Here is a 24,259-nt window from a genome sequence, read left to right as displayed (position 1 = left end):
CTCCTCAATGGGCGTCGTCCTTTCCGCCCTCGGCCCGGTTCACGGTGTCGCGCAGGGCGTCCCAGCGGCGCCCGCCCTCGGTGGCGCCCAGCAGAACCAGAGCCAACACGAAGGGGATGACATAATAAAGAATGCGGAACATCAGCAGCGAGGCCAGCAGCGCTTCCTGCGAGGGGGCGGGCAGGGCCTTGAGCATGGTCGCCTCGAACACGCCGATGCCGCCCGGCGCGTGGCTGGCGATGCCAAGCAGGCAGGCGAACACGTAAACGGCGGCGAAGGTGAAGAAATCGAGGCCCTCGTGGCTCGGCAGCAGCACATAGAGCACGGCCGCCGCGCTGCACAGGTCGAGCACGCCCAGCGCCATCTGGCCCAGCGTCAGGCCGAGGCCCGGCAGTTCGAACGTCATGCCTTGCAGTTTCGCGCGCCTTGGCCGCGCCGACACCCAATAGAGGTAGCCGCCGACGGCGCCCACGACCGCCGCGCCGATCATCCGGTTGAGAATCACCGCGAACTGGTTGATTTCCGCGATGGATTCGGCCTCGATCATCAGGCCGAAGCCGATGACCACGGCCATGCCCAGCCAGAAGGTGACGCCCGCCACCACGGTGAGGCTGGCGATCTTGCCCGGCTTCACCCCCGCGCGCGAATAGATCCAGTAGCGCACCGTGCCGCCGGTGAAGATCGGGAAGCCCAGCGTGAACGAGACCGCATAGGAGGCGAAGGAGCCGAGCGCCGTGGTCTTGTAAGGCACTTTCAGGCGCAATTGCTTCAGCGCGATGGCGTCATAGCCGGTCAGCATCAGATAGGAGCAGGCGGTGAACAGCAGGCCGTAGCCGATCTGGTTCCAGGAGGTCGCCGCGACGGCGGTGCTCAGTTCCGCGAGATCGAGTTTGGCGAGCGTCCGCGACAGGACGAAGAAGGCCACCATCACCAGCAGCAGGCTGGCGCCGGCCCCGACCAGCGCCTTGAACTTCTGGCTGTAACGCTTCGGCGGAATCGGCGCGAGCTCACGGCGTTTGGCGCCGGCCGCGGGGGGGGCGTCCGGGTCTGCCTCGTGTGCGGCGGCGTCGTCGCGCCCGAAATCGCTGCTCATTCGTTCCATTGCCCAACTGCCGTTTGTCCGAACGGCCGCCGGACTTATTTGGAGTTGATTTAGGGCGCCGAGCGGGGTTCGGCAAGCTCCCAGGCTCGTTCCAGCTTCTCGCGATACGTTCGGGCGCCGCAAAGGCATTGGCGCCGTTTGCGACATGGGATCGCAACCGGCGCCTTTAGTCAGCCTGGATCAGCTGATGACCGTGGCGGACGACTTGCTCACCTTGACTGGCGTGCTCTCGTCGCCTTCGAACTTCACGATGATGTCCTCGTCGCGAACGATGTATTGGCAGGCGAGCCGGTAATGGGGGGGCATGTCGTTAACCTCGGCATTGGCGACTTCCACGGTGGAAATCTTGCCGATCTGCTTCAACACTTCCTTTTCTTTCTCGGTCAGGGAAATAGCGCGCGGCGTCTTGCTCAGGATCGACACTTCGACCAGGCAGGAGCCGCATTCGCCGTCCTGACAGTCGAAGGGAATCGGAACCTTGTGTTCCTTGGCGAGCTCGAGCAGCGTGCCGCGCGCGCCCGCCACGGCGTAAACGGTCACATCGCGAGACAGTTTCGGCGAGGTAAAGGTCACATTGGCCATTGGGTTGTCCCTCGGGTTTGTCGGAGACGAACGTCCCCAACGCGCGGGCAGCAAGAGGCGTGCCTTTGCGAACTCCGGCGGGCGCGGGCTTGCGCGACGAAATTCGTGTTGCGGCTCGCGCAATCGGGAGGCGAAGCCGACAGGCGCTGTCCGCCGTCCGACGGCTTTGTCGGGCGCGCGGGATCAAACCTTGACGAACCATAGCGATGCGCTCACATTCACATTGAACCCATGAGGATGCGGGCCATGACCGCCTTTACCGTTCGCGTGCCGGACGAAACAGCCGAGAAGCTTGACAAGCTGGCGGAAAAAATGGCGCGGCCTCGGTCCTATGTCGCGGCGCGGGCCATCGAGGATTTTGTGGCGCGGGAAGCCTGGCAACTCGCTGAAATCGAGGCTGGTCTGGCCGAGGCCGAGCGGGACGAGTTCGCGACCTCGGCCGATATTGCGCATGTCGTTGGAAAGTACGTGAATCCCGTCCTTCCGTCATGAACAGCCGCGTCGTCCGGTGGACGAAGCGCGCCTTGCGGCGGCTCGATCAGCTTGGCGGCTCCATCGCGCAGGACAGTCCCGACGCGGCCACCCGTGTCATCGCGCGGATCGTTTCAGCGGTGGACAATCTCGCGGAGCGCCCGGCCATGGGACGACCCGGTCGGATTGCGGAAACCCGCGAGTTGGTTTTCGCCGACATTCCTTACATCGTCGCCTATCGCGTCACGCCGGACGCCGTTGACATTCTGACAGTCATGCACGCCGCTCAGGAGTGGCCGTCGAAATTATCTTGAACCTCAGGCCGCCCGCGCCTTCATCATCTCGGCGAATCATGGCGATCTCGATTGGAACATAAGAGGAAGCTGTCGCCCATGCCCAGGAAAGCGGAAATGGCCCCGCTGGCGCGCCTGCGCAATGTCGGCAAGGCCGCGCTGGCTGATTTCAAGCTGCTCGGCATCGCCAGTGTCAGCCAGCTTGCGCGCGAAGACGCCGACAGCCTTTATGCGCGGCTCTGCCTGATGACCGGGCGACGGCATGATCCCTGCGTTCACGACGTCTTCGCGGCGGCTATCCATCAGGCGAAGACGGGCGAGGCTTTGGATTGGTGGGCGTTCACGCCGGCGCGGAAGCGGCGTCAGGCCAGCGGGGATTTTCCCGCGCCCCCCGCGCCCTGAATGACGCACTCAGGCCGCCCGCGCCTTCATCATCTCGACGAAACGCACGAACAGGTAATGGCTGTCTCGCGGGCCGGGCGAGGCTTCCGGGTGATGCTGTACGGAAAAGGCGGGGCGGTCGGTCAGCGCGATGCCGCAGTTCGTGCCGTCGAACAGCGAGCGGTGGGTTTCCACCGCATTGGCCGGCAGGGTTTTGGGGTCCACCGCGAACCCATGATTCATCGAGACGATCTCGACTTTCTGGGTGGTGAAATCCTTGACCGGATGATTGGCGCCGTGGTGGCCCTGGTGCATTTTTTCGGTTTTTGCGCCCACCGCCAGCGCCATCATCTGATGGCCCAGGCAGATGCCGAAGGTCGGGATTTTCGCTTCGAGAAGCGCGCGGATGGTCGGAACGGCGTATTTGCCGGTTTCGGCGGGATCGCCCGGCCCGTTGGACAGGAACACGCCGTCGGGTTTAAGCGCCAGGATGTGTTCCGCCGGCGTGGTCGCGGGCACCACCTTGACCTCGCAGCCGGCCTCCGCCAGCAGGCGCAGAATGTTGCGCTTCACGCCGAAATCGAGCGCCACCACTCTGTAGGCGGTTTTTTCCTGGGCGCCATAGCCGGTTTCGAGCCGCCACGTGGTCTCGGTCCAGGAAAATTCCTGTTGCGCCGTCACGCCGGGCACGAGGTCCATGCCGTCGATCCCCGGCCAGGCGGCGGCCTGGGCTTTCAGCGCCTCCAGGTCGAACTTGCCGTCGGGGTTATGGGCGATCACGGCGTTGGGCATGCCCTTTTCGCGGATCAGCGCCGTGAGCGCGCGGGTGTCAATTCCCGACAGGCCGACGATGTTGCGCGCCTTTAGCCAAGTGTCGAAATGTTTCAGCGCGCGATAATTGGAAGGGTCCGTGATCGGGGCGCGCACGATCACGCCGCGGGCGCCCTCGATCCGCGCCATGTCCACCGTCTCGATGTCTTCCTCATTGGCGCCGACATTGCCGATATGGGGAAAGGTGAAGGTGACGATCTGGCCGGCATAGGACGGGTCGGTGAGGATTTCCTGATAGCCGGTCATGGCGGTGTTGAAGCAGACCTCGCCGACCGCGACGCCCGTGGCGCCCAGTCCGAACCCCTCGATCACCGTCCCGTCCGCCAGAACCAGCAGGGCGGTGTGGGTGGGCGTGGTCCAGCCTTTGTCTTCGGTCATGTTGGTCTCGATCTGGAATGGGCGCGTGCGAAACCGCTTCGCCAGGGACGAAAGCGGCTTTTTTCCATACGGGGGTTGAAATCCGGGTGCAACCTAGGCATTCGAGGGTCAATCGTCAATGCCAACCCTTTGGCCGACCCGGGATGTCCGACATGTTGCGCGAAAAATTCACAGCCGAACTGAAGACAGCCATGAAGGCGGGCGACAAGCGCCGCGTCGAAACGATCCGCATGATCACCGCCGCGCTCAAGGACAAGGATATCGAAGCGCGCACCTCCACCAAGGACGTCACCGAGGAGGACATTCTCGCGCTGTTGCAGAAGCTGGTGAAGAGCCGTCAGGAATCGATGGCGATCTATGAGGCCAACGCCCGTCCGGAACTGGCCGCGCAGGAGCGCGAGGAAATCGCGGTGATTTCGTCCTTCCTGCCGCAACCGTTGAGCGAAGAGGAAACCGCCGAGGCGATCAAGGCGGCGATTGCCGAGACCGGCGCCAGTTCGATCAAGGACATGGGCAAGGTTGTGGCCGCGCTCAAGGCGGCCCATGCCGGAAAAATGGATTTCGGCAAGGTCAGCGGGCTGGTGAAGGCCGCGCTGGCGGGGTGAAATTGAACAACGCCGTTCTGGCCGGGACAAGCCCGGCCATGACGACTGAGAGGTCGGGGCTTACGCAGCCCCCTTCAAACTCTCACGTCGGCAGCGCGATGCCCGCGACCAGCCGTCCGTAATCCGGCTCTTTCCTATGTGTCGTGCGGCGATAGGAGAAGAAGCGCTCCTCGTCGGCGTAGGTGTCGAGGCGCAGATTTTCGAAACGGCCGATTCCCGTCGCCTCCGCCCGAAACTCGATCAGGCCGGGCAGGTCGAACATGAAATGTCCGGCCTGTGCGGATGCGGTGAAGAAGCGGGCGTAATCGGCGTTTTTCGCGATGAATTGCTCGAAAAACTCCGGCCCGACCTCGTAGGAGCGCGGGCCGATGGTCGGCCCCAAAGCGCCCGAAATGTCCGCCCTTCGTGCGCCTAAAACTTCCATGGCGGCGACAAGGGCCTCGACCATGCCGGCGAGGGCGCCCTTCCAGCCGGAATGGGCGGCGCCGATCACGCCCGCTTTCGTGTCGGCCATCAAGAGCACGCCGCAATCGGCGCCGGTCACGCCGAGGCCGAGGCCGGGGGTGTTGGTGACCAGACCGTCGCAGCGCGGCCGAGCCTCAGGCGGCCAGGGCGCCGAGACCGCGAGCGCGTCGGCGGAATGGATTTGATAGGGGACCAGGAAATTTTCCGGCGCGACGCCTAAAAACCCCGCCATGCGCGCGCGGTTTTCCGCGACCGCCTCGGGCGCGTCCCGCGAGCCGACGCCGCCGTTCAGCGTGGCGTAAATCCCCTGGGACACCCCGCCCTTGCGCGTGAAAAAGCCATGGCTGACGCCAGCCAGCGCCTGCGACCCGATCGCCTCAAGCGTCATGCGCCCCCTCGTCAAGCTCGGTAAAGCCGGGCAGGTCGCGCAGGCCCCGGCGCGTGACGGCCAGGACCTTGAACAGGGCGCCCATGCCGGTCTCTTCCATGTCGGTCAGCCGTCCAAGGGCGGCGTCGATCCGCGCCCTCTCATGTTCATCGGCGCGGCTCGCCAGCGCTTCGGCGCGCTGGACGATGCCGATGTCGATCAGGAAGCGGCCCTGCGTCACCGGCCCGTGCGTCTCGGCATGGGCGGAGCGCGCCGCGCGGGACAGGGCGGAAAAATCGACATGGGTGGTGAGGTCGGCCTGCCCCGGTTCGGCCAGGGGATCGACGAATTCATGGGCCTTGATCGCCTGCAAGGTCTCGCCGAAGCCGGTGCGCAGATAGCCGTAATCCACCGCCAGCAGCGCGCCGTTCTGCTCGACGATGCGCGAGGCGATTTGCGACATCACCCGTTGCGCCGCCGCGTTGATTTCGAGAATTTCGCCGTCCTCCGCGGCGGCCTTCAGGAAAGGCTCGACCTCCACGCCGAGGCCGTAGGCGAGCCGGCCCTCGTGATCCAGGCCGATCAGCCTTTCGCGCCAGCCCTCCGGAGTCTTTATATAGTGGCGGACCGGGAGGGCGTCGAAGAATTCGTTGGCGATGAAGATCGCCGGTCCCGGCGGAACCCCGTCTATGGTGCGATGCCAGCTGACCGGGCGGCCGCAGCCGGCCAGGGCCTCGCTCTGGCGGTCGGCGAGCTTGTCGCTGGCCTCGACCAGATGGACGTCGAGCGCATCGAAAAAGCCGGGGGCGACTCGCGCCGCGCGCAGAAAATCGGACATGAGCGCGCCGCGCCCCGGTCCGAGTTCGACCAGCCGCAGCTCCGGCGGGGCGCCGATGCGCTCCCACAGGTCCGCCGCCCACAGGCCGAGCAATTCGCCGAACATTTGCGAGATTTCCGGCGAGGTGATGAAGTCTCCGGCCGCGCCGAACGGGTCGCGGGAGGTGTAATAGCCTTTTGACGGGTGGGTGAGCGCCAGCGCCATGAAGCGCTCGACCGAGATCGGGCCGTCATGGGCGATGATTTCACGGATTTCGGCGCCGAGATCGTCGGGTTCAGCCATGTTCCGCCTCCAATTGCGCGCGCGCCCGCCGGCGCAGGGCGAAGATGATCAGGGCGCCGCCGGCGAGCGCCAGCGGCGCGGACAGCAGCATCCCCATTGTGGCGCCGCCGAACAGGAAACCGAGCTGCGGGTCCGGTTCGCGAAAGAATTCGCAGAAGATGCGCGCCAGCGCGTAGCCCGTCAGGAACAGCCCGCTGGTCAGGCCCGGTTTCTTGCAGGCGCCGGCGCGGACCGCCAAAAGCATCAGGAGGCCAAGCGCCAGCCCTTCGAGGCCGGCTTCGTAGAGCTGGCTGGGATGGCGCGGGTCAGGCCCCGCGCCGGGGAAGACCATGGCCCAAGGGACGTCCGTCGGCCGGCCCCATAGCTCCGGCTTGATGAAATTGGCGATGCGGCCGAGGAAAAGCCCGATCGGCGCGACGGCGCAGCAGAGGTCGCCGACCGAAAGAAACAGCACCTTTTCGCGGCGGGCGAACAGGAAAGCGCCGAGCGCCGCGCCGGTCATGCCGCCGTGAAACGACATGCCGCCCTGCCAGACGGCGGGAATCTCCAGCGGATGCGCCAGGAAGAACGTCAGGTTGTAGAACAGCACGTAAAACAGCCGGCCGCCGAGCACGGCGCCGAACGCAACGTAAACCAGCAGGTCGTCGAGGCTTTGCGCGGAGGGACGCGCGATTCCGCCCCACAGGGCCTCGCGTCCGACCAGCCGTCGCGCGATCAGCCAGCCGAAGACGAGCGAAACAATGTAGCTGAGGGCATACCAGCGGATCGGCAGCGGTCCGAGGTGGACCATGACCGGATCGATGATGGGATAGGGCATGACGAACAGCGGCACGAGCAATCCCTGGCGCATGGTCCCGAAAAGCGGACCCGGATTCGGATAAGACTGCGCCCCCAACAAGAAAGGCGGATTACAACGAGTCTCAAGCCGCGCATACAGCACAATAGGCCTTTTTGCAAAGCTTGCGTGAAAAACTTGCTTTGACGGTCGAAAAGCCCCATCTCAACGCCGATAACCTTGGAGCCCCGCCATGCAGGAACGCCCCCGTATTTTCGAAGATATGTCGCGCTTGTTCAACGACGCCGCCGGCGCCGCGAAAAATATCGGCAAGGAAGCCGAAACGATGATCAAGGCGCAGGTCGAGCGGATGATGTCGACCATGGACATCGTCACCCGCGAGGAATTCGAAGCCGTTCGCGACATGGCCATCGCCGCGCGCAACGCCAATGACGCCCTCGAACGGCGCATCGCCGATCTGGAAGCCAGACTCGCCGCCGCCTCCGCGCCTGAGGCCAAGCCGTAGGCGCCGCTACGATAGCTGTGGACTTTTTTTTAGCAGCATGGACTAAACTTCGCGAATCCAGCAGTTTGAATGTGTCGTTAGGGACGATTCACCTTCGGGGTCGATGCGGCTATATTGGCCTTGTCAGGTGATTCGCCGCCGCTTTCCACACCACCCCCTGGGCGGTGGCGCAAGGCGCCTGCACGGCGAAAAAGTATCGGCGCGAGTACAGCCACTTCCTCACTCCTTCGCGCATAGCGCGCCGGAAACGAACCATGCTGCTTACTGAAATTGACCATAGCGAGAGATTTGAGCACCCGGTCGATGTGATCGAGCGGCTCGCCTGTTTGAAGGACTGGAACTTCGATCGCGACGATATCGATGAGATCTCGCTCGGTGTGACCGGCGCCTGGGCGGATTACGATATCGCCTTCACGTGGCTCGGCGAATGCGAGGCGCTGCATCTCGGCTGCGCCTTCGATCTCAAGGCGCCCGAGCGCCGCCGCGCCGAGACCGCGCGTCTGGTGACAAAAATCAACGAGCAGATGTGGATCGGCCATTTCGACGTCTGGTCGCGCGACGGCGTGGTGATGTTCCGTCACGCCCTGCCGCTGGCCGGCGGCGCGCAACCGGGCATGGCGCAATGCGAGGCCATGCTGTCGGCCGCGCTCGACGCCTGCGAACGCTATTATCAGGCGTTCCAGTTCGTGGTCTGGGCCAATAAGTCGGCGGAAGAGGCGCTGGCGAGCGCCCTGTTCGAGACGCGTGGCGAAGCATGAGCGCGCCGGACACTTTGGCGCTGGTCGGCGCCGGCAAGATGGGCTCGGCGCTGCTTGGCGGCTGGCTCGCGGCTGGGGTCGAGCCGGGCCGCATCGCCGTTCACGATCCCGCCCCGTCGGAGTCCTTGCGCGCGCTGGCTGCGGAAAAGGGTTTCGCCTTGAATCCGCCCCACGCGGCCGCCGAAGCGGTGGTGCTCGCGGTGAAGCCGCAGGCGCTGGATGCGGTCGCCGCCGGCATCGCCTCGCTGTTTGGCCGCGACACCTTTCTGCTGTCGATTATCGCGGGAAAGACGGTCGACAATCTCTCGGCCCGCCTGCCGGTTTCCGCCATCCTGCGCGCCATGCCCAATACGCCGGCGGCGGTCGGGCGCGGCGTGACAGGGGTGTTCGCCAATCCGGCGACCAGCTCCGACCAGCGCGCCAAGGCGCAATTCCTGCTTTCGGGCGTCGGCGGCGTGGAATGGGTCGAGCGCGAGGCGCTGATCGACGCGGTGACGGCCATTTCCGGCTCGGGGCCGGCCTATGTGTTCTATCTGGTCGAGGCGCTCGCCGAAGCCGGGCGGCGCCTGGGCCTGCCCGCCGATCTCGCCCTGCGCCTCGCCCGCGCCACGGTGGAGGGGTCGGGCGAGCTGCTGCATCGCCAGCCCGAAATTTCCGCCGAAATCTTGCGGAAAAACGTCACCTCGCCCGGCGGCACCACGCAGGCCGCGCTCGACGTGCTGATGGCCCCCGACGGCTTGGCCGAACTGATGGCCCGCGCCGCCGAGGCCGCCCGGAAACGCGCCGAGGATTTGTCCGGCTGAACTTGCGTCCCGACGCGCTTCTACCCATGTTAGGCGCGGAGGCCGGTCCATGAACGCTCATAAACAAAATTCGGATGAGTCTTCGGAGTTCAAGCCAGGGGACGCGCGCGAAGAAGTCGTCGACGCGCTGATGGCGCTGGCGGCGGAAAAGCCCTGGGCCGAGATTTCGCTCGCCGAGGTGGCGGCGCGGGCCGGGCTGTCGCTGGCGCGGTTCCGCGACGCCTTTCCGTCCAAAGGCGCGGTGCTCGGCGGCTTCTCGCGGCGCATCGACCGCATCGTGCTCGACGCGACGACGGACGATCTGGCGGATGAAACCGTCAAGGACCGGCTGTTTGACGTGCTGATGCGCCGTTTCGACGCCTTGAAGCCCTATAAGGCGGCGCTGGTGAACATCGACGCCTGGGCGATGCGCGACCCGTTCGCTGTGGTCGAACTCAACCGACTCGCGGTCAATTCGCTGCGCTTCATGCTCGAAGCCGCCGGCCAGGGCAGCGAAAGCCCGGTCGGCGCGGTGAAATTGCAGGGTCTGGTGGTGGCGTGGCTGCGGGTGTTCCATGTCTGGCTCGGCGATGACACCGAGGATTCCGCGATCACCATGGCCGCGCTCGATCACGAACTCGCGCGCGGAAAAGTCTGGGCCGAGCGGCTGGATGAAGCGCATAAAGCCTTGGCGCCGCTGGCCAATCCGCTGATCGGGCTGGCCAGCAAGATTTTCAACTTCAAACCATAGTGCTTCGATGCATTAAGAGGAATTAATGAGGTCAAAGATTCCGACTGATGTTGCGAGGCGGTTACGAAAAGAGGCCGGCTTTGGCTGCTGTGTCTGTGGGCGGCCATTTATAGAATATCACCACATCGTGCAGTGGGCTGGTGAACAACATTATCGTCCGGAAGACATGATGGTATTATGCCCGAATCATCATGCTCAAGTTACAGCGGGAGCGATGCCTCAGCATGTTCAGAGGCAATACAAGGCTGCGCCACTAAACATAAGAGAGGGTAGAGTGCGTGGTAAGCTTGAGGTATTCCAGGATTATTGCGCGGCGGATTTAGGTGGGATAATTGTCGTTAATGAGGGGCCATTTCTTGTAATGGACGGGGAAAATGTTGTTAGTCTCAATAACATAGATAATTCTTTGCATATATCTCTTAGGTTATACGATGAAAGCGATAACCTTATTCTTGAAATAGAAAACAATGAATGGGTTTCAGGCGATCCTCTCCCCTGGGATATCGAAGCTCGTTGGCAATATTTGAGAATCAGAGATAATTCTAGAAAAGTTTCTGTTTGTCTGAATGCGAAAGCGCAGCCGCTAGAGTTTCAGGGTGTGTTTTATAAAGGCGGGCACGTCGCAAACATATCTAAGGACAAAATCTCTCTAAGATCGAATTCTGATCCTCCAATTAGGGTTTCGATGCAAAACTTTGCCCTTGTGGGGCTTGCGTTAGAGATAAAACAAGATCAGGTATCATTACCCGCGACGCCATACGGGGGAGCTATTGTTTCTTGGCCAAATAAACGAGAGCGATTGTGGAAGGCTCGCGAATATTGGAGAAAGCTAAAGCGAAGCTCGGTCAGCGATGGACCATGAAAAGTTATCTGCTGCCTTGATGAAGCGCATAAAACCTTGGCGCCGCTGGTCAATCCGCTGATCAGCTTGGCCAGTCGGATCATCGGGGGACGATAGCCGAAAGGCCGGGGCAACGTTCATTCGCTATTTCGCATTTTAATCATGGGCATTAGATAATCAGTGATTCGATATATTTGGCGCTACGCCCGCGCGCGACGAACCGAGACGGGGACCGATCTTGCCGAGCTTGAAAATAACGATTTTTGACCGAACCGCGCAAAACCGCAACGAAATCGATTTCATCCACAAGCGCCTTGTTCCTGGCCTCGCGGTCGCCAACGACAAGGTCAAGGTGACGTCGCTCGATTATGACGAATGCGATGTCGCGGTGATCCTGTGGTCGCCGCGCGGCGGTGCGGTCGAGCGGGCGCGCGCCGCGCGAAAAATCCGCCATTTGCACAGCCGCAACCTGCTCATTTTGGAAACGCCGATCCTGCGCGATTTCGACCAATGGTATTTCCGCGCCGGTTTCGATCATGTTCATCGCGCCGGCCGGTTTTTCAGCCGCGACATGCCGGCGGATCGGGCGCGGGCGATGAAACTCGTGGCGCAGCCCTGGAAGGACGGCGACGGTCCCGTGTTCATCGCCGGGCAATTACCGGGCGATTATTCGCTCGACGGCGTCGATGCGCTGGAATGGGCTTTCGACGCCGCCAGCCATATCGATCGCAAATGGCGCCGGCAAATCGTGCTGCGGCCGCATCCGCTGGATACGTCGGCGCAGTGGATCGCCGTCGCCGCCGCCCTCGGCGCCGATATGTCCCGGCGCCCCCTGAGCGAGGATCTCGCCGTCGCCGGCGCCTGGGTGTCGTTCACCAGCGGTTCGGCGATCGACGCCGTGATGGCCGGCGTGCCGAGCATCTGCCTCAGCCCGAACAATTTCGCCTGGGAGGTCTCCGGCCACCGCCTCACCAACCTGGAAAAGCCCTGGCGCGGCGACCGCGCGCAGTGGCTGGCCAATCTCGCCTACCGCCAGTGGACGGTGGACGAAATCGGCGCGGGGGCTTGCTGGGAGCATTTGCGGGAGTGTGTGGAGCGCTGATCCCCTTGGGGGAGCAGGCTGCGCGATGCCGGCCTGTCGAACCCATTGCAAGGATCGCGGGCGCCGGTCTTGTGAAAAGACTATGCGTTTTCAAGGGAATATGAATCTTCCCCCGCTTCAAGCGCAGCGGGGGAAGCTCAGCCGATTGGCTCGCGCCTTATTTGGCCGGCGTGCGATCGCGCTTGAGGATCACAGCGCGGCGTCGGTCCGGACATAGATGTCGTTCGGCGCCAGGCAGTTCCACAACTGATAACCGCGCTCCGCGAAGAATTCGCGATATTCGGATGCGTTGAAAAGGTTCTCGATCACCAGAACCTTGGGCTTGAACCTGTCCATGTCGAGGCCCTTCATGACCTCCAGCTCCCAGCCTTCGACATCGACCGACACAATATCGATCTGCGTCACATCGGCCGCATGGGCGGCGAGAATGCCGTCAAGTCGGCGCATCTTGACCGAAATCGGCATGATCTTGTAATTGCCGACCGGCGCGTCCCGATGAAACTGCTTGAGATAGTCGCCCCGCATCCCGAGCGAGGAGTAGGATTCGTAAGTGATGGGAGCGCCATCATAAATCACGCCGGACGTGTCCACGACCGTGAAGGACACGTCGTCCTGGTCGTGATCGCCGCAAGCATATTCCAGGATTTCATAGCCGCGCTGGCGATGCAGCCGACAAAATTCCGGGTTCGGCTCGATGGGGATGATCCGCCAGCCGGCGGCGCGAAAGCTCGCGCTGACGGAAAGCCAGTCGGGGTGCGCCGCCCCGACTTCCAGGAATATTCCTTTGTCGGCATTTTTAAAAAAATGCTCGCGAACAATAAGATCTACATTACTTTCGGCCATGCTACCCTCGCGGATTTGATCCGACGCCGCACTGGAATCCGTAATCGCGTCTCACGAGCACGAATTGCGAACCGCGACTCAATCAACTCGGTTGAGAAGATCGGCTCCATGGCTTGCCCGAGGCTGTCATGCGAAATCCGAATGGATCATTCGGAACCCGAACCGCTCGCCCCCAAACAGCACTTCTTGTATTTCTTCCCGCTGCCGCATGGGCAGGGGTCGTTACGGCCGACATTCCTGAACTTGTTTTCCGCCGGCGGCGGCGGCTCCAGATCATCCTCGTCGAGATCGAACACCTCCAGCGCGGCCACGGCGTCCTCGATCGGGCCGAGGCCGCGCTCTTTGAAAAAGCCGTCGCGGTCGGCGCGGGCGGCGCGCAAGTCTTCCTGAAAGTCCTCGAAAGTGAGGATGGACGCATCCACCAGTTTCTGCCGGAAGGCGCGGGCGACCAGGGGCTCCAGATCGCCAAGACCGAGCAGCGCCACGCCGGCTTGCAGGCCGTACCAGACGGTATGAGTCTCGCGCGGCTCCAGCGTCTCGAACCAGTTGGCGAAGGTCGCGCGCGCCGTGGCCAGCGGAATATCGCCGGTGTGGACGAACCAGGCGAAGGCTTCGATGGCGGCGACGCGCGCCCATTCGTCGGCCGCGGGCGTTTCGACGATGTTTTGCAGCGTGACGAAGTCGCCGCCGCACAGGCTGATCAACAGCGAGGGCAGGGTTTCGGTGGTGGCGTCGCCGAGCAGGTCGTAGAGATGATCGCCTTCCAGCGCCACGGCGACCAGCGGCGCGAAAGCGGCGGTATCGCGCTTTTCCGCCAGCAGATGCAGGCCGAAAAACGCTTTTGAGGCGTTTTCGTCGGAACGGTCGGCGCCGGAGGCGTAGGTTTCAAGCGCCGCTAACAAAGGGTCTCGCGCGTCAACCCATTTCTGGCGCAGCGTCATCAGCGCGTCGAGCGGAAAGGTTTCGGCGCCAGACAGATCGACGAGCGCGATTTCGACAAGGTTCATGGAGGCCCCCAGCACGTAAGCGCTCTCTATACTGCGAGGCGGGAGAATTCGGAAATCGGGTCAGACCGGCACGCGCACGCTGGCGCGCAACCCGCCGAGCGGGCTGGTGGAGAGATAGACGTCGCCGCCGTGCGAGCGGGCGATGTCGCGGGCGATGGCGAGGCCGAGGCCGGTGCCGCCCTCGTCCTGGTTGCGCGCCTCGTCGAGCCGCACGAAGGGGCGAAACACCTCCTCGCGCTTGTCGGCGGGAATGCCCGGCCCGTCGTCGTCGACATGGATTTGCAGGAATTTGCGGTCGCAGGAGCCTTCCAGCGCGATGGCGCCGCCGTGGCGCAAGGCATTGGCGAGCAGATTGGCGAGGCAGCGCTTGAAGGCGTCGGGACGCACGGTGGCGATGGGTTCGCCGGCATAGGTCACGCGGGCCTCGTGTCCCAGACGTTCGGCCTCCTGGCGCAAGGTTTCGAGCAAGGCGGGAATGTCGCTGGGCGCTGCGGCTTCGCCGATATCGCCGCGCGCAAAGGCCAGATAGGCTTCGAGCATGCGCTGCATCTCGTTGACGTCGCCCGCCATGTCCTGCACTTCCGGTTCGTCGGGCAGCAGGGCCAGCGACAGTTTGAACCGGGTCAAAATGGTGCGCAGGTCGTGGCTGACGCCGTTGAGCATGGTGGTGCGCTGCTCGATGGCGCGCTCGATGCGGCGCTTCATCTCCAGGAAGGCGTAGGCGGCGCGGCGCACCTCGCGGGCGCCGCGCGGGCGAAATTCGACCTCGCGGCCCTTGCCGAATTCCTCGGCCGCGTCGGCCAGCGCCATGATCGGGCGAATCTGGTTGCGCATGAACAGGATGGCCACCACGATCAGCACCGCCGCCGTGCCCACCATCCACACGATGAAAATATGGGTGTTGGAGGCATAGGCCTGGCTGCGTCGCGCCACCACGCGCAGCACGCCGTCGCCCAGGTCGATGCGCACTTCGATGAAATCCGACTGGCCGACCGTGTCGATCCAGAAGGGTAAAGTGATCAGCCGGCCGATTTCCTGCGACATGGCGCGGTCGAGCAGGGAGAAGAACGGCCGGGGCAGGGCGGGCGGCAGCGGCCCCGGCGGCAGGATTTCCGCTTCAAAGCCGAAGCGTTTGCGCGCGATGGTTTCCAGTCTGTCATTGCCGGGGTCATCAGCGGAAAAATTCCGGTGAATGTCGATCAGCGCCGCTATGTCCTGGCTGACGGCGTTGGACAGGCGGAAGGTGACGAGGTTCCAGTGGCGCTCCATGAACACCACGGCGATGGCCGATTGCAGGATCACCATGGGAACGATGACGATCAAGAGCGAGCGGGCGTAAAGCCCCTTGGGCATCACGCTCGCGATCGTGCGCGCAAATCCCTGCCAGACGGCGAGGAGCCCCGCGGAAAAACTCATCGCTCCGCCGCCAGCCGGTAGCCGATGCCGCGCACGGTTTGCAGCAGCAGGGGATTGGCAGGGTCTTCCTCGATCTTGCGCCGGAGACGGTTGACCTGCACGTCCACCGTGCGTTCGTTGGCGGCCTCGCCGCCGCCCAGCGCCTCGCGCGAAACCGTTTCGCCGGGCTTTTCGCTCAGGATGCGCAGCATGTCTCGCTCGCGCTCGGTGATGCGGATGATCTCGTCGCCCTTCTTCAATTCGCCGCGCTCGGGATCGAAATGGAATTCGCCGAAGCGCGCCGGATTGGACGAGGCGGCCGCGGCCGACCGCGTCGCGCGACGCAAGAGGGCGGCGACGCGCAGGGTCAGTTCGCGCACGTCATAGGGTTTGGCCAGATAATCGTCGGCGCCGGCCTCCAGGCCCTGGATGCGGTCCTCGATTTCCGCGCGGGCGGTGAGCATCAGGATCGGCGCTTCCGCGATCGGCGCGTTTTCGGCGCGCAGCCTTGCCGCGAACTGGTAGCCGTTTTCGCCGGGCATCATCACGTCGAGCACGATCAGGTCGAAATGCAGGCCGCGTATGCGCGCGCCGGCGTCCTCGGCGCTGTCGGCGGTGGTGACGCGATAGCCCTCGCGTTGCAGCACCCGCGACAGCAGGTGGCGGATGCGGCGGTCGTCGTCCACCAGCAGGATATGGGGCGCGTCGTCGGTGGGGGGCGGAATTTCGGCGGAACTCATGCGTCCTCCCGTGCATCGCTGATGGCGGCGAGAAAGGCCGCGCCCTGCGCCCGCGCGCCGGCGGGCAGCTTTTCAAGCGCCCGCGCGAACCGGCGCGATTGCACTTGGGCGATTTCCAGCGCGAGGGCGTGGCCGGCCTCGGTGGGAAACAGCAGGCGCTGGCGCCGGTCGGCCTGTCCGGGCCGCTGCTCGATGTAGGTCTGGTCGAGCAGCTCTTTGAGCACGCGGCTCAGGCTCTGCTTGGTGATTTTCAGCAGGTCGAGCAGCTCCGCCACCGACAGGCCGGGGCGGCGATCGACGAAATAGAGCACGCGATGATGGGCGCGGCCGAAATTGTAGCGCAGCAGCAGCCGGTCCGCTTCGCCAACGAAATCGCGATAGGCGAAGAACAGGGCCTCGATCAGGTCGAACATCGGTTCGGGCTCGATCTTTTCGCAGGCGGAAACGGGCGGCGGAGATTGACGCTGCAAGGCTTGGTCCATCGGGGGCCTCTTTCCCGGCGGCTGAATATGTCAGTTCTATTGACATATTTCAGGTCGGTTGCTACTCGTCAAGCTTACCCAGAGCGGCGATCGAGCCGGCGCGAGCCGTGATCCCCGAAAAAAGCCGCCCGCACACTTTCCCGGCAGTTTTGCAGGAGCGCGACATGTCCGTTTTGCCTTTCGACCAGCGTGATGGCTTCATCTGGAAAAACGGCGAGCTGGTTCCATGGAAAGACGCCAAGGTTCACGTTCTCTCCCACGGCTTGCATTACGGCTCCTGCGTGTTCGAGGGCGAGCGCGCCTATAATGGCGTGATCTACAAGTCGCGCCAGCATGCCGAGCGGTTCAAGAAGTCGGCGGAATTGCTCGATTTCGAAATTCCCTATTCGGTGGAGGAAATCGAGGCGGCCAAGATTCTGACCGTCGCCAAGAACAATCTCACCAATTGCTATGTGCGCCCGGTGGCGTGGCGCGGTTCGGAAATGATGGCGGTCGCCGCGCAAAACGCGAAGATTCACGTCGCCATCGCGGTGTGGGACTGGCCGTCCATGTTCGACATCGCCACCAAGATGAAGGGGATCAGGCTCGACATCGCCGAGTACCGCCGCCCCGATCCGGCCTGCGCGCCCTGCGCCTCCAAGGCCGCCGGCCTCTACATGATCTGCACGATCTCAAAGCATCGCGCGGAGCGGCGCGGCTATGCCGACGCCATGATGCTGGACTGGCAGGGCCGCGTCGCCGAATGCACCGGAGCGAACATTCTCTTCACCAAGGGCGGGGAAATCCATACGCCGATCGCCGATTGTTTCTTGAACGGCATCACCCGCCAGACCGTGATCGGCCTCGCCCGTGACAAGGGGATCAAGGTCAACGAGCGCCGCATCCTGCCGGAGGAACTGGCGGGTTTTGAAGAGTGTTTCATTGTCGGCACGGGCGCGGAAGTGACGCCGGTGGCGGAGATCGGGCCTTACAATTTTGTTCCGGGCGCGATTTCGCGCACGCTGGTCGAGGCCTATGCCGCTGAAGTGCAGCCGAAGGTGCTGGCGTAAGCCTCGACGGCAAGCCTCGCTGTCGCCGCCGCGTGGCCGGGCTTGTCCCGGCCATCCAAGCGGCGATGCAGCGCGAAATGTTCGACAGTGCGTCGCGCGGGTCGGCGTGCAGGCTCGGCGCAATCCCCTGGATCGAGTCCGGGGAGGGCATGACGTCAGCGGGGTGGCGGCAAAACGACCCGTTTTGTTTCGGCGATCGGCCAACCAAATCACGCAATGGAAGGCCCAGCTTCTTGAAGGCGCGGCCGGGGTTTTCGGGCATGGCGGGAGCCAAGCTTCCGCGCCGGCCGTCGATTTGAAGGCTCTGCATGCCAAGATCGGAGAGTTGGCGCTGGAGAACGAACCGTAGGTCCGCGAAGCGAATTTTTGGAAGGCGCGCTCACCAAAGCGGGTTTTCCGAGCGCAAAACGATGATCGACAGGGATCACGATCTTTCCCTCGTCCGGCAGGCGAAGGTTTTGAACTTCAGCCGGGGCGGCGTCTACTACAGGCCCCGGCCCGTGTCGCCCGAGGCCTCACAATCATGGGGAGGATCGACGAACTGCATCTGGAATATCCGTTCGCCGGAAGCCGGATGTTGGGCGACTTTCTCAGTCGTGGCGGCGTTTCGATTGGCCGCCGCCATAGCGATCCGGGATGGATCGCGTTCCGCGATCTTATGGCCACAAGATTTATCCGCATCTGTTGCGCGGCGTGAAAGTCGAGAAGCCGAACCGGCCTTGGCGACCGACATCACGTATATATCGCCGGCGCCCGCATTCGCCCCTTGACCGACGCACGCCGGACGAGGCCTGCTTCGAACTGACGCCCTGTCTGGAGGTGGCCTGAGTTTTCCGCCGCCGTGGCGTCGGATGCGACTACGGTCGGGCGACACGCTCCCTGCGTCACACCCAACGCAACGGCGCCCGCAACGAACGAAACCCGGCAGAAAACCACCTATCTTTCGCGAGAAACTGTTCCGACACCCGGGGCCAGCTCTCCCCGGCGCGGGCGAGGTTTTTTGCGCGACGGTCCATTTCTGACGCCAGGCTGAACGCAAATCGGCGCCCGTTTCAGCTCGCTGTCAGGCGCAAGGTCGAATGTGCTCCCGGTTCAATCGAGAGTTTCGATCCATGAAAACACCTGCCCTCATCTTTGCGGCGCTTGTTTCCGCCGCAGCAATCAGCGCCGTGTCGGGCGCCTCCGCCGCCGACCCGAACGCTTCCCCAAGCGCGCAATCGCAACAGCAGCCGACCCGTCTCGCCGGCGGGTTCGAGCACGACCGTGACAATGATCGCCATGGCGAGCGCCGCCATCATGGCCGCCATTGGGACGATGACGACGATGACGACGGCGAACGCCATCACCATCGCCACCACGGCGAACACGATGGCGACCGCGACCATCACGGCGACCGCGCCGGACGCGGTGGCGACAGCCGGCCAGCCGATCCCAACGCCGCCACCGCGCCCGTGCCCGACAATGGCGTTTTTTCCGGCAAGACCCGTCCCAAGGTCGAAGTGCAATGAACGCCGCGCGGAAAGGATCCGGAAAAATGAAACGTGCTCTCCCCATGCTCGCGGCCACCGCCGTTTTCATCGCGCCGACGCTCGCGCAAGCCCGTCAGGTGACGTTCGAGACCACATTGAAGGCCTATGGCGGCAACGAGGCCTATGTCGCGCTCTACCTGCTCGACGGCGCCGGCAAGTACAAGGGCACGCTGTGGATGGCCGGCGACAAGACCAAGTACTATCGCCACCTGTCCGACTGGACGCGCGCCTCCGGGGGGCGCCTCGCGGAAGTGGACGGCATCACCGGCGCCAGCGTCGGCTCCGGCAAGACGCTGAAGATCACCGTCGATATCGCCGATGCGCTGATCAACGCCGGCTACAAAATTCATGTCGACACCTCCGTCGAGGACGGCATGGACAATCCTTCGGAAGTGGTCGCCCCGCTTGACGCCTCGGCCTCGCGCAAACCCATCGCCGGCGATGGCTATGTCAAGTCGTTCAAGGTGACGTTTTAAGGAGACGAGACCATGTTGCGCCGTCTTCATTCGGTCGCGGGCCTCGCGCTCGCGCTGCTGCTCGTCGCCATCGCGGCGACGGGCGTCGGCCTTTCCTTGCAACCGGCCGTCGATCGGCTCGCCGCGCCGGCGATCGCGCCGGGCGTCAGCGTCGCCGCCCTCGCGAAAGCCGTCGCGGCGCGCCATCAACGTGTCGACGCGATCCGTGTGAGCGGCGGCGGCGCGGTGACCGTGAGTTTCAACGACGGCGCCGGCAAGCAGGTCGAGATCGTCGATCCCCGCACCGGCGCGGGGCTTGGCGCCTATCGTCCGTCCGAGACGTTCCGCTGGCTGGCCGATATGCACCGCTCGCTGCTGATGGGCGATTCCGGCCGCATCGCCGTCGCCTTGTCGGCGCTCGGCCTGCTCGCGTTGAGCCTGACCGGCGCTGTCATGCTGGCGCGCAGCCTCGGCGGCGCCGGCGCGCTGCTGCGGCCGGTCCGGGGCGGCGCGGCGCGGCGTTGGCATGGCGAACTCGGCCGCCTCGCGCTCGCGGGCCTTTTGCTCTCCGCGCTGACGGGGACGTTTCTCTCCGCGACGACCTTCGGCCTGCTGCCCGGCGCGGAAAACCCGGCGCCGGCTGTCGCGGCCAAAGGCGGCCCGGCTGCGCCTGTCGGACGACTCGCGGGACTCGCCGCCGTCGATGTCGCCGATCTCGAACGCCTGACTTTTCCCGCGCGCAATGATCCAACGGATGTCTTCACGCTGCGCCAGTCCAGGGGCGAGGCCGTGGTCGATCCTTCGACCGGCCGCATTCTCGCGTTCACGCCGACATCGACGATGGACCGGATCGGCCGCTTGGCCAATGCCTTGCACACCGGACGCTTTTCCTGGGCGTTCGCGCTTTTCCTCGGCCTCTCGACCGCCGCCGCGCCCGTTCTCGGCGCGACCGGGTTCCTGATGTGGCGACGCCGTCGCGCCACCCCGCGCGTGATCGCGCCCGCGCCCACCGCCGACGCCGACACTGTGATCCTCGTCGGCAGCGAGGGCGGCTCGACCTGGGGCTTCGCGCAAACGCTTTCGCGCGCTCTGAGCGAAGCCGGCCAGCGCGTCAGCCTCGCCGCCATGGATGACATCGACAACGCACATCTCCGCGCGCAAAAACTTGTCATCCTCGCCGCGACTTATGGCGATGGCGACGCGCCCGCCTCGGCCAAAAAATTTCTCGAAAAGCTCGGCGGACTGGAGCGCCGCATTCCCGTCGCCGTGCTCGGGTTTGGCGACCGCACTTTTCCCAGCTTCTGCGGCTACGCCGAAAGGGTCGTCGCCGCGCTCGACGCGCAGGGCTGGCCGCGCCTGATCGCGCCCAAGCGCATCGATAGACAATCGGCGCAGGAATTCGCGCAATGGGGCCGCGACCTTGGCGCGGCGCTCGGTTGCGCGCTGACGCTGGAACATGTCGCGGAACCGCCGAAGACGAACGCCTTCGCCCTCGTCGGCCGCGAAACCTATGGCGAGGCGGTCGGCGCCCCTGTCGCCATCCTGCGCTTCGCGTCGCCCGGAAACGCGCCGCGTTTCGAGGCCGGCGATCTCGTCGGAATCGTCCCGCCCGGCAGCGCCATGCCGCGCTTCTATTCGCTGGTTTCGTCGCGGCGCGACGGCGTGCTGGAAATCTGCGTCCGCCTGCAACCGGGCGGCCTGTGCTCGACCTGGCTGCACAGTCTGAAGGCCGGCGAACAGATCGAGGCCTTCATCCGGGACAACCCGAGCTTTCGTCCGGTCGAAGGGCGCGCGCCGCTGATCCTGATCGGCGCGGGCGCCGGCATAGCGCCGCTGGCCGGCTTTGTCCGCGCCAATGACTCGGAGCGCCCGATGCACCTTTATTGGGGCGGACGCTCGGCGGCTTCGGATTTCCTCTATGAGCACGAACTCGCCGAGCGGCTGGCGCAACGCCGCCTGACCAGTTTGCGCACGGCCTTCTCCCGCCATCCCGCCGACGCCGCCTATGTGCAGGATCGCGTCGCCGATGACGCGCATCGGCTGCGCGTCCTCATTCGCGCGGAGGCGCAAATCCTGGTGTGCGGCGGCCGCGACATGGCGCGCGCGGTCGCGGAAACAATTGAAGCCGTGGTGCGCCCGCTCGGGCTCGATCTGGCCACGCTGAAATCGAACGGAAGGTATCTTGAAGATGTCTACTGACGCCTTGCAGCGCGACGGACTCCACCGGCGCGCGCTCAACGGACCCGCGATGGGCGCGCGCTGGTCGGCGGTGTTTTACGCCGATGACGCGTTCGACACTTCGGCGCTGGCGGTGGGCTTGCAGCAGGCGGTCGACGAGGTGGAGCGCCAGATGTCCGTCTGGCGTCCCGATTCGGATCTGGAGCGGCTCAATCGCGCGCCAACCGGCGTCTGGGTCGATGTGCCGCGCAAGCTGATGCGGGTCCTGCAAGAAGCGCTGCTGGTGGGCGAACTCTCGGACGGCGCCTTCGACATCGGCGTCGGCGATCTGGTGAAGGCCTGGGGCCTTGGCGCGGGGTCTCGCACCCCTGACGCCGTCGGGATCGCCAGCCTGTCCGGGCGCCGGCGGTCGCCGCCGCCGCAAAACCTGCGCCTCGATCCAGCGTCGTCGCGGGCGAAAAAACTGGCGCCGTTGCGGCTCGATCTCTCCGGTATCGCCAAGGGGTTCGGCGTCGATGAACTCGACGCCATCATGAAGGCGGCGGGCCTGTCATCCTGGCTGGTCGGCATCGACGGCGAAATGCGCGCGGCGGGGGGCAAGCCGGACGGCAAGCCTTGGGCGGTCGGTCACGAAAGGCCGAGCCGTGAGGCGCGCGCCCTCATGGGCGTGATCGAACTCGACGACGGCGCGGTCGCCACATCGGGCGACTATCGCCATGTCCAGGACATTGACGGGCGCGGACACGCCCACACCATCGATCCCCGCCGCGCCGCGCCGCTCGCCAACGATCTCGCCTCCGTCACCGTGCTGGCGCCAACGGCCATGGTGGCGGACGCTTGGGCGACGGCGCTGATGGTTCTGGGCGAGGACGCCGGCTCCGTCCTCTCGCGCCGCCTCGGCTTGCGCGCCATTTTCGTCACCAGGAACGGCGAGACGCATGCGGTATTTGATTAATCGCATGTGAAAACCGCTTGGGTTTGATCGCCGACGTTGAAATTCTCAACGGTCGTTCGCGTTCGGCGCCCGGCGGCGCCAAGCCTCGACGATCACCCAATCGTGCGAGGATGCCTGCTTCTCGCTTGGATAGCGGCCGGCGCCGCCTGGAACAAGCTCACCGATCCGCCAGACGTCATCACCTCAATCTCATGCTGACATGAACATAGCAAGAACTCGAAGAGGAAGCGAGTCGCAGTCGCCACCAATAGATGCCCCCGCGGCGATAAACATGCTGACACAGACCCACACCGATCACACCCCTGGGGACAGGCGCGTGCGACGCTGCTGGGCCCATCATCCCTTAAAATTCAAGGCTTTATGGCTGGATTTCGAGACTTGGCTGGGGCGGCAGGATTCGAACCTACGGATGGCGGAATCAAAATCCGCTGCCTTACCACTTGGCGACGCCCCAAAACACGCGAGTCGGCGCGGACCATAATTGGCGTTCCGCCGCCCCGCAAGCGTCGAACCCAATTTTGTTGCGAAGACCCGACGAAAATCATGGAAACTTTGCAACGAGGACGCGGTGTCGCCAGCCTCGCGCCCGCCTGGACGAAAATTCGCGTCCCCGGTTTCGCCGAACTGCTTTTCGGCCTGCATGATCGGCCCGCCCGAGCGGATTCGATTGCGGCGCGCTCGCCCCCGCGCTTCGAACCGCGCAACAGCCACGATTTTCTTCGCGGAGCGATCCCTTGCCGGCGTCGTTGGACAAGCCAACACGGTTCGTCCAACAATCGGGGTCTATGGCTTCAGATCGAAGACGACTTCAACCGATCCAGAGGCCTTCGAGTCGAACTTGAAGGCCATCCTTCGATTTGTTGATGTAATTCACCAGGCCGCTGTGGCGCCATTGCAGCATACATCTGCGCGGCTGGAAGAAATAGCGCATGCCGATCTTGATATCGACGCGCGCGTCCGTGATCAGCCCCTCGTAACCCTCGGCAATGTAATAGCCGATATCCTTGAAGCCTTTGTTGCGCGGACCCAGCGGACCCGTGACGCACCAGACGATCACGCCGGTGCGGCGATCGACCTCGACAACGACGCCGCAATGCGTGATCGGGCAACCGCAGGACATGCCCAGGGGGCGGCCCACCATCAGGTCGCCGACGGAAATCTCCAGCTCTCGCGTCAGCATGGGATTGTGCGGGATGATGATCTCCTTCGGACCGGGGTCCTCGGGAAAGTGCTCCAGGTAGAAGTCGAACTCGCGATCCAGACTGTCGCGCAAGGTCGCGCGCGAGTCTTGCGCCGGTCGATCCAGATCTTCCGCGATGTGCGAACGGGCGGAAACGGCCTTGTCGGCGGGTTCGATGACGTTGGCCGCTCGCGTGAGGCAGCGATTGATCAAGTCCGGCTTTCTTTCAAGCTCCGCCGCCAAGGCGTCGCAGGTGCGATAGCCGCAGACGCCGCAATTGGCGCCCGGAAGCTCGACGGTTTGAGACAACATGGCC

The 24,259-nt window shown here is 64.2% G+C and carries 27 protein-coding genes, 1 tRNA gene and 1 pseudogene; 16 read left to right on the top strand and 13 right to left on the bottom strand.

What is annotated here, in order from left to right:
• Window positions 1-4 precede the first annotated feature (4 nt).
• Both CCR94_RS03865 and CCR94_RS03860 read right to left on the bottom strand, forming a co-directional pair.
• A complete protein-coding gene (locus tag CCR94_RS03865) occupies window positions 5-1,093 on the bottom strand; it encodes a lysylphosphatidylglycerol synthase domain-containing protein (protein ID WP_244593930.1) in 1,089 nt (362 codons plus the stop codon).
• Between the two features lie 189 nt (window positions 1,094-1,282).
• Window positions 1,283-1,684 (bottom strand): 2Fe-2S iron-sulfur cluster-binding protein, encoded by a 402-nt coding sequence (locus CCR94_RS03860; protein WP_104506553.1) that lies wholly within the window; start codon window positions 1,682-1,684, stop codon window positions 1,283-1,285.
• Window positions 1,685-1,930: 246 nt separating this feature from the next.
• Between CCR94_RS03860 and CCR94_RS03855 the strand changes: the two genes are divergently transcribed.
• The 3 genes from CCR94_RS03855 to CCR94_RS03845 all read left to right on the top strand — a co-directional run bounded on the left by CCR94_RS03855 (window position 1,931) and on the right by CCR94_RS03845 (window position 2,850).
• Window positions 1,931-2,176, top strand: a complete 246-nt coding sequence (locus tag CCR94_RS03855) for a CopG family ribbon-helix-helix protein (RefSeq protein ID WP_104506652.1) — start codon at window positions 1,931-1,933, stop codon at window positions 2,174-2,176.
• Window positions 2,173-2,469: a type II toxin-antitoxin system RelE/ParE family toxin gene (locus tag CCR94_RS03850; RefSeq protein WP_104506552.1), complete on the top strand. Its 297-nt coding sequence runs from the start codon at window positions 2,173-2,175 to the stop codon at window positions 2,467-2,469. The genes CCR94_RS03855 and CCR94_RS03850 overlap by 4 nt, the downstream gene beginning before the upstream one ends.
• 78 nt (window positions 2,470-2,547) lie before the next feature.
• Window positions 2,548-2,850 carry a helix-hairpin-helix domain-containing protein gene (locus CCR94_RS03845; protein ID WP_206605772.1) on the top strand — a complete coding sequence of 101 codons (303 nt, stop codon included), beginning with the start codon at window positions 2,548-2,550 and terminating at the stop codon, window positions 2,848-2,850.
• A 9-nt stretch (window positions 2,851-2,859) separates the two neighbouring features.
• Here the strand turns inward: CCR94_RS03845 and carA are convergent, their stop codons facing one another.
• Window positions 2,860-4,038 carry a glutamine-hydrolyzing carbamoyl-phosphate synthase small subunit gene (gene carA, locus CCR94_RS03840; RefSeq protein ID WP_104506550.1) on the bottom strand — a complete coding sequence of 393 codons (1,179 nt, stop codon included), beginning with the start codon at window positions 4,036-4,038 and terminating at the stop codon, window positions 2,860-2,862.
• Between the two features lie 152 nt (window positions 4,039-4,190).
• Between carA and CCR94_RS03835 the strand changes: the two genes are divergently transcribed.
• Window positions 4,191-4,643 carry a GatB/YqeY domain-containing protein gene (locus CCR94_RS03835; RefSeq protein WP_104506651.1) on the top strand — a complete coding sequence of 151 codons (453 nt, stop codon included), beginning with the start codon at window positions 4,191-4,193 and terminating at the stop codon, window positions 4,641-4,643.
• An 82-nt stretch (window positions 4,644-4,725) separates the two neighbouring features.
• Here CCR94_RS03835 and pgeF read toward each other — a convergent pair whose 3' ends face one another.
• The 3 genes from pgeF to lgt are packed head-to-tail and all read right to left on the bottom strand — an operon-like array spanning window position 4,726 to window position 7,445.
• On the bottom strand, window positions 4,726-5,496 hold the full coding sequence (pgeF, locus tag CCR94_RS03830) for a peptidoglycan editing factor PgeF (RefSeq protein ID WP_104506549.1): 771 nt from the start codon (window positions 5,494-5,496) through the stop codon (window positions 4,726-4,728).
• Window positions 5,486-6,595 carry a class I SAM-dependent methyltransferase gene (locus CCR94_RS03825; RefSeq protein WP_104506548.1) on the bottom strand — a complete coding sequence of 370 codons (1,110 nt, stop codon included), beginning with the start codon at window positions 6,593-6,595 and terminating at the stop codon, window positions 5,486-5,488. Before CCR94_RS03825 ends, pgeF begins: the two co-directional genes overlap by 11 nt.
• Complete coding sequence (lgt, locus tag CCR94_RS03820; RefSeq protein ID WP_210302397.1) at window positions 6,588-7,445, bottom strand: prolipoprotein diacylglyceryl transferase; 858 nt, start codon at window positions 7,443-7,445, stop codon at window positions 6,588-6,590. The genes CCR94_RS03825 and lgt overlap by 8 nt, the downstream gene beginning before the upstream one ends.
• 178 nt (window positions 7,446-7,623) lie before the next feature.
• Here lgt and CCR94_RS03815 point away from each other — a divergent pair, with 178 nt between their 5' ends.
• The 6 genes from CCR94_RS03815 (at window position 7,624) to CCR94_RS03795 (ending at window position 12,130) form a co-directional block, all read left to right on the top strand.
• A complete protein-coding gene (locus tag CCR94_RS03815) occupies window positions 7,624-7,896 on the top strand; it encodes an accessory factor UbiK family protein (RefSeq protein ID WP_104506547.1) in 273 nt (90 codons plus the stop codon).
• Between the two features lie 254 nt (window positions 7,897-8,150).
• A complete protein-coding gene (locus CCR94_RS03810) occupies window positions 8,151-8,654 on the top strand; it encodes a type III secretion system chaperone family protein (RefSeq protein WP_104506546.1) in 504 nt (167 codons plus the stop codon).
• On the top strand, window positions 8,651-9,457 hold the full coding sequence (gene proC, locus CCR94_RS03805) for a pyrroline-5-carboxylate reductase (RefSeq protein ID WP_104506545.1): 807 nt from the start codon (window positions 8,651-8,653) through the stop codon (window positions 9,455-9,457). The genes CCR94_RS03810 and proC overlap by 4 nt, the downstream gene beginning before the upstream one ends.
• Before the next feature lie 49 nt (window positions 9,458-9,506).
• Window positions 9,507-10,187, top strand: coding sequence for a TetR/AcrR family transcriptional regulator (locus CCR94_RS03800; RefSeq protein ID WP_104506544.1), 681 nt, complete (start codon window positions 9,507-9,509; stop codon window positions 10,185-10,187).
• Between the two features lie 25 nt (window positions 10,188-10,212).
• The gene (locus CCR94_RS24405) at window positions 10,213-11,049 is read left to right on the top strand and encodes an HNH endonuclease signature motif containing protein (protein WP_146089851.1); all 837 of its coding nucleotides are present in this window, start codon (window positions 10,213-10,215) and stop codon (window positions 11,047-11,049) included.
• Between the two features lie 217 nt (window positions 11,050-11,266).
• Entirely contained in the window at window positions 11,267-12,130 is an 864-nt protein-coding gene (locus tag CCR94_RS03795; protein ID WP_146089850.1) for a hypothetical protein, read from the top strand.
• Between the two features lie 189 nt (window positions 12,131-12,319).
• Here the strand turns inward: CCR94_RS03795 and CCR94_RS03790 are convergent, their stop codons facing one another.
• From CCR94_RS03790 to CCR94_RS03770, 5 genes are all read right to left on the bottom strand, one after another.
• Window positions 12,320-12,973 (bottom strand): FkbM family methyltransferase, encoded by a 654-nt coding sequence (locus CCR94_RS03790; RefSeq protein ID WP_104506542.1) that lies wholly within the window; start codon window positions 12,971-12,973, stop codon window positions 12,320-12,322.
• Between the two features lie 146 nt (window positions 12,974-13,119).
• Window positions 13,120-13,980 carry a DUF1186 domain-containing protein gene (locus CCR94_RS25875; protein ID WP_104506541.1) on the bottom strand — a complete coding sequence of 287 codons (861 nt, stop codon included), beginning with the start codon at window positions 13,978-13,980 and terminating at the stop codon, window positions 13,120-13,122.
• A 60-nt stretch (window positions 13,981-14,040) separates the two neighbouring features.
• Window positions 14,041-15,396: an ATP-binding protein gene (locus CCR94_RS03780; protein ID WP_104506540.1), complete on the bottom strand. Its 1,356-nt coding sequence runs from the start codon at window positions 15,394-15,396 to the stop codon at window positions 14,041-14,043.
• Window positions 15,393-16,115, bottom strand: a complete 723-nt coding sequence (locus tag CCR94_RS03775; protein ID WP_104506539.1) for a response regulator — start codon at window positions 16,113-16,115, stop codon at window positions 15,393-15,395. Before CCR94_RS03775 ends, CCR94_RS03780 begins: the two co-directional genes overlap by 4 nt.
• A complete protein-coding gene (locus CCR94_RS03770) occupies window positions 16,112-16,597 on the bottom strand; it encodes a MarR family winged helix-turn-helix transcriptional regulator (protein ID WP_104506538.1) in 486 nt (161 codons plus the stop codon). The genes CCR94_RS03775 and CCR94_RS03770 overlap by 4 nt, the downstream gene beginning before the upstream one ends.
• 164 nt (window positions 16,598-16,761) lie before the next feature.
• Here CCR94_RS03770 and CCR94_RS03765 point away from each other — a divergent pair, with 164 nt between their 5' ends.
• The 6 genes and pseudogenes from CCR94_RS03765 to CCR94_RS03745 all read left to right on the top strand — a co-directional run bounded on the left by CCR94_RS03765 (window position 16,762) and on the right by CCR94_RS03745 (window position 22,763).
• The gene (locus CCR94_RS03765; protein ID WP_104506649.1) at window positions 16,762-17,646 is read left to right on the top strand and encodes a branched-chain amino acid aminotransferase; all 885 of its coding nucleotides are present in this window, start codon (window positions 16,762-16,764) and stop codon (window positions 17,644-17,646) included.
• Window positions 17,647-17,830: 184 nt separating this feature from the next.
• Window positions 17,831-18,389: pseudogene (locus CCR94_RS25870) on the top strand (transposase family protein); the annotation flags it as partial.
• Window positions 18,390-18,758: 369 nt separating this feature from the next.
• Window positions 18,759-19,154, top strand: a complete 396-nt coding sequence (locus tag CCR94_RS03760) for a hypothetical protein (RefSeq protein ID WP_104506537.1) — start codon at window positions 18,759-18,761, stop codon at window positions 19,152-19,154.
• Between the two features lie 26 nt (window positions 19,155-19,180).
• A complete protein-coding gene (locus CCR94_RS03755) occupies window positions 19,181-19,651 on the top strand; it encodes a DUF2271 domain-containing protein (protein ID WP_104506648.1) in 471 nt (156 codons plus the stop codon).
• A gap of 12 nt (window positions 19,652-19,663) precedes the next feature.
• Window positions 19,664-21,829, top strand: a complete 2,166-nt coding sequence (locus CCR94_RS03750; RefSeq protein WP_104506536.1) for a PepSY domain-containing protein — start codon at window positions 19,664-19,666, stop codon at window positions 21,827-21,829.
• Complete coding sequence (locus tag CCR94_RS03745; protein WP_104506535.1) at window positions 21,819-22,763, top strand: FAD:protein FMN transferase; 945 nt, start codon at window positions 21,819-21,821, stop codon at window positions 22,761-22,763. The genes CCR94_RS03750 and CCR94_RS03745 overlap by 11 nt, the downstream gene beginning before the upstream one ends.
• A gap of 379 nt (window positions 22,764-23,142) precedes the next feature.
• On the opposite strand, the gene CCR94_RS03740 is transcribed toward CCR94_RS03745, so the two are convergent.
• Window positions 23,143-23,217: transfer RNA gene (locus CCR94_RS03740), tRNA-Gln, on the bottom strand.
• A gap of 354 nt (window positions 23,218-23,571) precedes the next feature.
• Entirely contained in the window at window positions 23,572-24,255 is a 684-nt protein-coding gene (locus CCR94_RS03735; protein ID WP_206605771.1) for a (Fe-S)-binding protein, read from the bottom strand.
• Window positions 24,256-24,259 lie beyond the last annotated feature (4 nt).

This window comes from Rhodoblastus sphagnicola (genome assembly GCF_002937075.1).
GTDB classification, from domain to species: Bacteria; Pseudomonadota; Alphaproteobacteria; order Rhizobiales; family Beijerinckiaceae; genus Rhodoblastus; species Rhodoblastus sphagnicola.
This window is presented reverse-complemented; position numbering and strand designations above follow the sequence as displayed.

What these genes read in the sequence shown, in the direction of transcription:
- CCR94_RS03865 (WP_244593930.1), bottom strand. Translation starts at nt 1,093, where the DNA reads ATGAGCAGCGATTTCGGGCGCGACGACGCCGCCGCACACGAGGCAGAC.
- CCR94_RS03860 (WP_104506553.1), bottom strand. Translation starts at nt 1,684, where the DNA reads ATGGCCAATGTGACCTTTACCTCGCCGAAACTGTCTCGCGATGTGACC.
- CCR94_RS03855 (WP_104506652.1), top strand. Translation starts at nt 1,931, where the DNA reads ATGACCGCCTTTACCGTTCGCGTGCCGGACGAAACAGCCGAGAAGCTT.
- CCR94_RS03850 (WP_104506552.1), top strand. Translation starts at nt 2,173, where the DNA reads ATGAACAGCCGCGTCGTCCGGTGGACGAAGCGCGCCTTGCGGCGGCTC.
- CCR94_RS03845 (WP_206605772.1), top strand. Translation starts at nt 2,548, where the DNA reads ATGCCCAGGAAAGCGGAAATGGCCCCGCTGGCGCGCCTGCGCAATGTC.
- carA (WP_104506550.1), bottom strand. Translation starts at nt 4,038, where the DNA reads ATGACCGAAGACAAAGGCTGGACCACGCCCACCCACACCGCCCTGCTG.
- CCR94_RS03835 (WP_104506651.1), top strand. Translation starts at nt 4,191, where the DNA reads ATGTTGCGCGAAAAATTCACAGCCGAACTGAAGACAGCCATGAAGGCG.
- pgeF (WP_104506549.1), bottom strand. Translation starts at nt 5,496, where the DNA reads ATGACGCTTGAGGCGATCGGGTCGCAGGCGCTGGCTGGCGTCAGCCAT.
- CCR94_RS03825 (WP_104506548.1), bottom strand. Translation starts at nt 6,595, where the DNA reads ATGGCTGAACCCGACGATCTCGGCGCCGAAATCCGTGAAATCATCGCC.
- lgt (WP_210302397.1), bottom strand. Translation starts at nt 7,445, where the DNA reads ATGCGCCAGGGATTGCTCGTGCCGCTGTTCGTCATGCCCTATCCCATC.
- CCR94_RS03815 (WP_104506547.1), top strand. Translation starts at nt 7,624, where the DNA reads ATGCAGGAACGCCCCCGTATTTTCGAAGATATGTCGCGCTTGTTCAAC.
- CCR94_RS03810 (WP_104506546.1), top strand. Translation starts at nt 8,151, where the DNA reads ATGCTGCTTACTGAAATTGACCATAGCGAGAGATTTGAGCACCCGGTC.
- proC (WP_104506545.1), top strand. Translation starts at nt 8,651, where the DNA reads ATGAGCGCGCCGGACACTTTGGCGCTGGTCGGCGCCGGCAAGATGGGC.
- CCR94_RS03800 (WP_104506544.1), top strand. Translation starts at nt 9,507, where the DNA reads ATGAACGCTCATAAACAAAATTCGGATGAGTCTTCGGAGTTCAAGCCA.
- CCR94_RS24405 (WP_146089851.1), top strand. Translation starts at nt 10,213, where the DNA reads ATGAGGTCAAAGATTCCGACTGATGTTGCGAGGCGGTTACGAAAAGAG.
- CCR94_RS03790 (WP_104506542.1), bottom strand. Translation starts at nt 12,973, where the DNA reads ATGGCCGAAAGTAATGTAGATCTTATTGTTCGCGAGCATTTTTTTAAA.
- CCR94_RS25875 (WP_104506541.1), bottom strand. Translation starts at nt 13,980, where the DNA reads ATGAACCTTGTCGAAATCGCGCTCGTCGATCTGTCTGGCGCCGAAACC.
- CCR94_RS03780 (WP_104506540.1), bottom strand. Translation starts at nt 15,396, where the DNA reads ATGAGTTTTTCCGCGGGGCTCCTCGCCGTCTGGCAGGGATTTGCGCGC.
- CCR94_RS03775 (WP_104506539.1), bottom strand. Translation starts at nt 16,115, where the DNA reads ATGAGTTCCGCCGAAATTCCGCCCCCCACCGACGACGCGCCCCATATC.
- CCR94_RS03770 (WP_104506538.1), bottom strand. Translation starts at nt 16,597, where the DNA reads ATGGACCAAGCCTTGCAGCGTCAATCTCCGCCGCCCGTTTCCGCCTGC.
- CCR94_RS03765 (WP_104506649.1), top strand. Translation starts at nt 16,762, where the DNA reads ATGTCCGTTTTGCCTTTCGACCAGCGTGATGGCTTCATCTGGAAAAAC.
- CCR94_RS03760 (WP_104506537.1), top strand. Translation starts at nt 18,759, where the DNA reads ATGAAAACACCTGCCCTCATCTTTGCGGCGCTTGTTTCCGCCGCAGCA.
- CCR94_RS03755 (WP_104506648.1), top strand. Translation starts at nt 19,181, where the DNA reads ATGAAACGTGCTCTCCCCATGCTCGCGGCCACCGCCGTTTTCATCGCG.
- CCR94_RS03750 (WP_104506536.1), top strand. Translation starts at nt 19,664, where the DNA reads ATGTTGCGCCGTCTTCATTCGGTCGCGGGCCTCGCGCTCGCGCTGCTG.
- CCR94_RS03745 (WP_104506535.1), top strand. Translation starts at nt 21,819, where the DNA reads ATGTCTACTGACGCCTTGCAGCGCGACGGACTCCACCGGCGCGCGCTC.
- CCR94_RS03735 (WP_206605771.1), bottom strand. Translation starts at nt 24,255, where the DNA reads ATGTTGTCTCAAACCGTCGAGCTTCCGGGCGCCAATTGCGGCGTCTGC.